Annotated in this window: 8 protein-coding genes; 2 read left to right on the top strand and 6 right to left on the bottom strand. The window is 43.4% G+C overall.

Going from position 1 to position 6,932, the window contains the following annotated elements; translation table 11 throughout:
• Nucleotides 1-215: 215 nt before the first annotated feature.
• Nucleotides 216-896, bottom strand: a complete 681-nt coding sequence (gene pipA, locus AAYN39_RS05830) for a type III secretion system effector protease PipA (protein WP_000938184.1) — start codon at nt 894-896, stop codon at nt 216-218.
• A 222-nt stretch (nt 897-1,118) separates the two neighbouring features.
• Nucleotides 1,119-1,994 carry an SPI-2 type III secretion system effector PipB gene (pipB, locus tag AAYN39_RS05825; protein WP_001123042.1) on the bottom strand — a complete coding sequence of 292 codons (876 nt, stop codon included), beginning with the start codon at nt 1,992-1,994 and terminating at the stop codon, nt 1,119-1,121.
• Between the two features lie 217 nt (nt 1,995-2,211).
• On the opposite strand from pipB, the gene AAYN39_RS05820 reads away from it, so the two are divergent.
• On the top strand, nt 2,212-2,532 hold the full coding sequence (locus AAYN39_RS05820) for a hypothetical protein (protein ID WP_077905084.1): 321 nt from the start codon (nt 2,212-2,214) through the stop codon (nt 2,530-2,532).
• Nucleotides 2,533-2,541: 9 nt separating this feature from the next.
• Here the strand turns inward: AAYN39_RS05820 and sigE are convergent, their stop codons facing one another.
• A complete protein-coding gene (gene sigE / locus AAYN39_RS05815; RefSeq protein WP_000444726.1) occupies nt 2,542-2,883 on the bottom strand; it encodes a type III secretion system chaperone SigE in 342 nt (113 codons plus the stop codon).
• Nucleotides 2,884-2,899: 16 nt separating this feature from the next.
• Nucleotides 2,900-4,585 carry an SPI-1 type III secretion system effector inositol phosphate phosphatase SopB gene (gene sopB, locus AAYN39_RS05810; protein ID WP_001166955.1) on the bottom strand — a complete coding sequence of 562 codons (1,686 nt, stop codon included), beginning with the start codon at nt 4,583-4,585 and terminating at the stop codon, nt 2,900-2,902.
• 331 nt (nt 4,586-4,916) lie between these two features.
• Here sopB and AAYN39_RS05805 point away from each other — a divergent pair, with 331 nt between their 5' ends.
• Nucleotides 4,917-5,087, top strand: a complete 171-nt coding sequence (locus AAYN39_RS05805) for a YlcI/YnfO family protein (protein ID WP_001111006.1) — start codon at nt 4,917-4,919, stop codon at nt 5,085-5,087.
• Here AAYN39_RS05805 and AAYN39_RS05800 read toward each other — a convergent pair whose 3' ends face one another.
• On the bottom strand, nt 5,088-5,198 hold the full coding sequence (locus tag AAYN39_RS05800) for a hypothetical protein (protein WP_000175092.1): 111 nt from the start codon (nt 5,196-5,198) through the stop codon (nt 5,088-5,090).
• A 108-nt stretch (nt 5,199-5,306) separates the two neighbouring features.
• The gene (locus AAYN39_RS05795; RefSeq protein WP_000760238.1) at nt 5,307-6,776 is read right to left on the bottom strand and encodes a C69 family dipeptidase; all 1,470 of its coding nucleotides are present in this window, start codon (nt 6,774-6,776) and stop codon (nt 5,307-5,309) included.
• Nucleotides 6,777-6,932 lie beyond the last annotated feature (156 nt).

Genomic DNA, 6,932 nt, shown 5'->3' with positions numbered 1-6,932 from the left:
GTAAGTAACGAAGTTTGATGCAAATGTCAGATCGTATGCGCCTGTTAGGGCGCGGCTGGTAAGAGAGCCTTACAGGCGCATCAGAAAAACCTCCGGCTATGCCGGAGGATATTTATTTTTTGGGCGCTTAGAATATAGTTAGAAAATACTGCTAGAACATTTCCCGAAAAAACGGACTACGTGGGTTTTTAGTTTCTTTTCGTTTCTTGATGTGTCTATTTATTGAAGATGTAGACCATTCTGGGAGGTGAAGGATGCCCCATCTCTTTCAGAATAATGTTGGTATATTCGACAACAGGGCCTCTTGGATGATTTTCTTCTTTATCCTGAAGATGGGTCAGTGCATGTACAACTTCATGAGTAAATGAACGTTTTGTGTCAAAAAGTTGTCTTCCTTCGTTACTTTCATAATGTTCGGTATATGAATCATCAGAATCGTCCAGATTGAGACAAATAACTTTCCTGCCTTCTGAAAGTTTGAAGTGTTCCTGAGCCACGGTAGTTTCAAAGGCTTCGCCTGCCCCCGGTAGCCAGCGCTGCTCCACATCATGTAGTTCTTTTTCATATGCGTAATTCATCAGTCTGCGGAATGTTTCGCTTTGGGTATACGCATTTTGAAGTACGGAGGATAGTTCATCGTAGCATTCGTCATAAGTGTCGTCATCAATTTCTGTATCAGGGTCTATTCCACCCGCGCCTGAGATAAGGTACTCCACCACACACTCTGGCTCCAGACGGAATTCACTGTTTATGGCAAGGCTGTCATGAGCAAGGCGTAGCCGTGAGGGGTTTGGTGCATGTTCGGGAATATCGGGGAAAACAGGTGTATCTGCGGTATTTAATCCATATGTGGATACTCCGCTTTGAGGTATTAATCTGTAGGTGACCGGAAGCATAATTTCTTATTCCCTGACTGCAATTATGAATTATTTAAATTAAACAATAATAGTGTTTTTAGTTAATGTGCCACATACAGATAACGCTATGATTCAGGCAAAACCAACAAGTAATACGCTGAAAATGTTATTTATAATGAAGCTTAGGGGCGGGGTTTGTTTAATAAAACAAGGAGGGCTTCTGTTTGAATACTTCTTGTTTATAAAATCCCTTTATCTCGACTAAAATATTGGATGGGGGAAAAGCGTTTTATCATTGTAATCCGGGAGTGGAGTAGGGGTATGTTGACTACCTGTCAGATCGGCTCCTGTTAATGCTTTCGCTAAAGTTAGAGCTATCTTATCTAATTTTGCACCATTTAGTTTGGTGTCAGTTAAGTCTGAGCCGAATAGAATTGCAGCGGTTAAGTTTACACCGGACATGTTAGCGCAAGTCAGGTCTGCGTGAGTCAGGTTTGCTTTAGTCATGTTTGAACCCATTAGATTTACAGCGTGTAGATTTGCACAACACAAATTTGCACCGACTAAATTTACATTAGATAGATTTGTTTCACGGAAATCTGCATTAGAAGCATCTATGTCTGACAAATCTTCTCCCTGGAAATCTTTATGAGCTAGGTTTACTCCGCGCAGGTTCAGAAAACCATCCTCGGTTATAAGTGAATCAGGCTGTTGTATATTATGTTTACTCATCAGTTTTAACATTCGACATACATTCCAAAATCTCTCACTATCAACTTTATCCGTTACAGTTTTTCCATTTTTGTTCACTTCAATAGTGACCATGGGATCCGTATTTTCGGATGCTGCTCCACATGACAGACATATAGTACACCCGTTGACATCCTCCAGAAATATTTTATTACCATCGAAGAAAGCATCTTTATTTACATATAATAATGATGTGGTCAGTTTTCCAATTACCTCCCAAAAGCATCTTTCATTGCTTCTTCTTACTCCACCACAGGTAAAAAAATTGACAAACCATTCCAGTATACCGCGTGGTGAAGTTGCACTTTTCATTGCTTCTTTCGTACCGGTACCGGCCGCATGCAAATATCTTAATATATTTTCTGGGGACGCGTTAGTTATTGGCATTTTGATTCCTTCTTATGGAAGTGAGTCGATTCCTTATAGGTGTGAGTCAAGTCACATTTATACAAGGAATAATAAAAAAAGATATAAGGTGATTTTTGTATTTAGAGCTTTGGTTGAGTATGAGTAGGTGTCTGGCATCTGACAAGAGGCGATGATATCTGCCATAACGGTGAAGCAGAAGTAATATCACCCGTGAATAATAAGATTATCCTTGCTATTGACTTCCTTCATTTCCAGCATAGCTTACGCCTCATCATCATTGAATAAACAATTAAGTTTGTTGAGCGAAAATTTACTTAAAGAAAAAATAATAAGCTTTAATATTTTTTGCAGCATTTCAACTTATAGCAGAATAAATGTGCGTAGATGGCGTAAAAACCTGATGAGCAGGAATACTTACACACTAAAAATGCTCCCGCAAACAGAGCAAAATGAGAAAGAGGAACGTTTGCCCTTTACATTTCCACCAAAGATTCTGGTTTTGTCTCTTGTAAAGGGCATACGTATCGCGTTTTATCTCATTAAGAAAGTATGTTGACGTATTAAATTATGCATAATGCTCTTTCAATTGCTTCACGTTTGAAATGAATAATTCAAAACCAGTGAGCGCCTCTTCTTCGGTACTGGTTTGCGGCAAGCGATAAAGCGCCACTAAAGCAGTATTGTCTGCATCAGCGCCGATAGTGACGGCGCTGGCGTAGTTAAGACGTAAAAAATGCTGCAAAGTCAGAGTGTCGTCAGGCAGTGGCATAAAGGGACAGCACATTTCCAGTGTATGATCGGATTCATTAAAATAAACCTGTATCCCATCATCAATGATAAGCAGTGGCTCATCTTCTGGCGCATCCAGGCCTAACGCGTCATATAAACGATTTAATAGACTTTCCATATAGTTACCTCAAGACTCAAGATGTGATTAATGAAGAAATACCTTTTACTGACTGCCAAATATTTTCATCCCCAACTCGTTTTTGATAGGAAAGATTGAGCACCTCTGGCGATAAATTTTTCATTACTTTGTTTCCCGCCCCGCCCGTATTTTGTTTCTGAATCTCCAGGTTACCGCTATTCAGTAATACTTTTTGGAAAATTTTCTGTCCACCGCTATCCGGAAGACTACCAGGCGCACTTAACATATGGGTCTGATGGAAAGAAATGAGCTCTCGCTTGATTTCTGAATCCATCATCCCTGTACGATCTTTGCCGCTTTTACAATTCCAGGCGGGCACCGCGTCAATTTCATGGGCTAACATGGCAAGGCGTTGTGCGAGTTTATAGGGTTCGCCGCCATCTTTATGATGTTGGTTATTTTTCCAGATATCCTTAATCTGGCGCGCTAATGTATTGACGACCTCATAATTATCCGGGTATTGCGCCAGCCATTCGCCAACCCAGCCACCTGGTCTGGCTTCAGGGCGTAAATCATTGCCTAATAACTGATGTAGCGCTTCGGCATTATAGCTATCTGATGCTTTAAGGCCAAAGCCGAGCTTGAGCGCCAGCTCATTAACACCCACATTAAATGCGGCGACGTCCGGTTTTATTTTTACCGTCTGTAGATCGCCATCTTTATTGCGGATTTTTAAATGAATCATTTTTCCCGGCTGGGTCAACGATTGCCATGCGCGCATTTGATCCTCGACCATAGTTCCCTCTTTGCCGAAAATATTCGACGCGGTGAGTAACCCGACGGATACCAGTTTCAGGCTTACCGCTTCGCCCTCTAAGGCTCTGTTAAGCAACTCAGGTTTACTAAAAAGTGCCGCAGCTAATACTTCTTTGGCTTTGTTTTCAGCGCCGGCCTGACGCAGAAGCGGATCTTTTTCATGATAGGGGGAAAGCACACCATGACGTATCCCGCAAAAAAGCGTTTTATCTTTACCGTCCTCATGCACACTCACCGTGGACATCCACAAATTATTGGCGTGATGAATATTCTTGGTATCCCAACTGCATACGCCCTTTCCCTCATAAGCACTGGGAAAGATATCTTTTGCGCCGATTTTCATCTCTGCGGCAGGGAGCTGCGTGTTGGTATAGTGATGCCCGTTATGCGTGAGTGTATTTTTTATGGTTTGCCAGGGCTGGTTATTGAGCTGCTTGACCTGAGCATCTCTAAACGCTACTGCCGCAAAGCGATGAGCTTCTTTTGCAGGTAAGCCATTTTGCTGCTGAGTGCGTGCTGCAATAAGTTCGATAAGATTTTTCTTCAATGCTTTTGCCGCAGCTTCTTCTTGTTTTGTTGCTGGCCGGTCCGCTTTAACTTTGGCTAACTCCATTTGGTTTGCCATTGACGTTAGAACCGGGTCTTGTTTACCCAGAACGGTTGCCGCGACGGTAAGAAGATCGCGCTGTAAGTTATAGAGGTTATGCAGCGAGTGGTTAGACGTCTTCTGATGCTGTAGATAATTCCCCCATGTCGCGCCAGGTTCTCGCAGGACAATAATTTCCGGGCGAGCGTCGGGCGCTTTAGCCGGCGCTTTGCCCTGGCCTGAGAGAATCTGCATTCCGTTGTATAAGGTTTTTTGTAGGCTTTTAAAAGCCTCCTGGGTTTTTAGTGAAGCTGAGTGATAGAAGCTCTGTATTTGCATAGCGTTTTTAATATTCCTGAATAGGGGAGTGGGAACATTCAACAGGGTTAACAATCTTTTAAAAGGATGTGACTTTTATGCACCAGGAACTTTAAAAAAATGTCCTTTTTAATGAGGAAACGCTTCTGATCAGGCGGGGAGGCATCCTGACGTCCATACGTAGTGGCGATCATGGGGGAGATCGGTACATCAAATGTTCATAAAATCTACAAACTTCACAATTTAGGGCACAACTTTTATTGAAAACCCACCTTCTTGATTCAGATCAAATTCACCGATTTACTCCTGCGTAAAGTAACGGCGTTACATCAAATGTTATACAGGTGTGTGTATGCCAGCAAAGCCCCGGACGAGTAAGACCGTGACGAAGAATATTCGTTTTTCCTATTCCATGCTTGAACAGATAGAATTCGCGTTGAAATCTGAAAAGACGCGGAATTTTTCAGCATGGGTAAAAGAGGCCTGTCGGGAAAAGTTATGTAACACGGGACATAAGCTGTAGTTATCGTCTTATGTAAGAGGGGGCGGCCATTTTGAAAAGAACAACGTGCTTATATACCTCCTGGGTCTTTGCCGCTTTTGTCTCTCTGCTGATATTTGTCTGGAGTGTCATAAACTATCCTCTCTATGAATCCATAATAATTATTGTCTTTTATATCTGGCTAATTCTGGTACCGCTTTATCTTATTGTGTATGAGTGGCTAATAGATTGTCATTAAATTTATGGCTGCGTACTTGAAAAGTGATATTTCATATCTGTGCGGTAAGTCATTGTCGTAATAATATTATTGGTCAGGCGACGGGCGAGCGTCTGCGCATTTTGCATCGTTTTATCTTCAAAATTTTGCAGTAAGCGTTGTGCTTCTTTCGGATGCGACGCATATAATCTCAGATAGCTCTGCTCCATCTTATACTGTTGCTTAGCTGTTTGCTGTTCAAATGTTTTCCAGGCATGTTGCACATCTGGCGCAAACGTATTGTAGTCTTGCATAACCAGTGTTTGCAGCGTGCGGAATGTCCAGTAGGTAGAGTCGTTGCTCGCCCGATCGGTTCCTTTATCATCTCCGGGTTGATAATGACGCATCCCCTGGTAATAGGGGAGATAGACGCTAAGAGATGGCATTCCATAGGCGATGTATTCTACGTTGCCGATAGCCTGCGGTAATTTCGGTCTGACCTGTAAAATATGTGACTCCTGGGTACGAAAAACGGATATAGGTCGCCATGGTTCTTGTGGATTATGACTGGCATAAGGGTCGTGCGACGTTCCCTGATAGTGATTGCGTAACGCGTTTTTTACTGCCGCCACGCTGATCTTCGTTATTGGCGTTAAAAAAACAGAAAATGTTTCCCCTTCGCTAACGACCGTATCCAGATGCGGATTAAACTGGTGTTGTAGCGTCCAGACGCGCGGATAATTATAGGTGGTATCGTTTTTGTTATCCTGCGAATAGGCTTGATGAAAGTCGAATTCGCCGCGGGCCGGATCATATAATCCCTGCTTTTTCGCAAAGCTTACTAACGTTGGTGACGCCATATAATTCGCGTTATCATTCGGATCGTAATGGCGTAAACGTCCCTGATTGGCGGAAACGAAATAGCTATCTGCCGGAAGTCGTACTGCCAGCCATTGATGTCCGCTTCCCGTCTCCAGATACCATATCTCTTTGCTATCAATAAACGCGACGCCGAAACCTTCGCCCGCGCCTTTTTGTTCAATAATATCTCCCAGTAATTTGGCGCCCTGACGCGCCGATTGCGCCACTGGCAGGATCACGGACTCAATGGCGTCTTCCGTGATTCCCGTTTTTGTCACGTAAGGATCGGCAGCCAGCGCCGCTCTGCCGTTGTAAATGGTTTCCGTTGCGCTCATTCCGACGCCCGCCGAATTGAAACCGGCTTCACCCATGGCGTTATCGTTAGTATCAAAGTCATGAATCGCCGTATAGCGCATCGCTGTCTCCGGAAGCGGCCAGCTAAAATTGTTGCGATGTGCTTTATACTCGCCTTGTTGATGAAACGCGACGGGATGAATAACCTTATGCTTGGCGTTATTTGCCGAGCCATCCTCGTTGCGCGCGATAATAAAGGAGCCGTCAGCCGAAGCCTGATTGCCTACCAAAAGGGTAGTACAGGCGATGACTTTACCCATACCCAGCAGCGTAACGGCGAAAGCAAGATACTTTTTCATAAAGGTTCCCACTGAATAACGCGTTATGGGATGAATTGACCCTGGATTGGAAACCGAGAAAGTGATCGAGCCAGCAATATTCTTTACCGGCATCCTTTATTTTCTTTTTATTGAGGTTGTATTGATAACCACAGCCCTGTGGCAGGGAAGGGGAAC

The sequence above is a fragment of the Salmonella sp. K21076 genome (assembly GCF_039650795.1).
Lineage (GTDB): Bacteria > Pseudomonadota > Gammaproteobacteria > Enterobacterales > Enterobacteriaceae > Salmonella > Salmonella enterica.
Note: the sequence above shows the minus strand (reverse complement) of the source record. Positions and strands in the feature narration are given on the sequence as shown.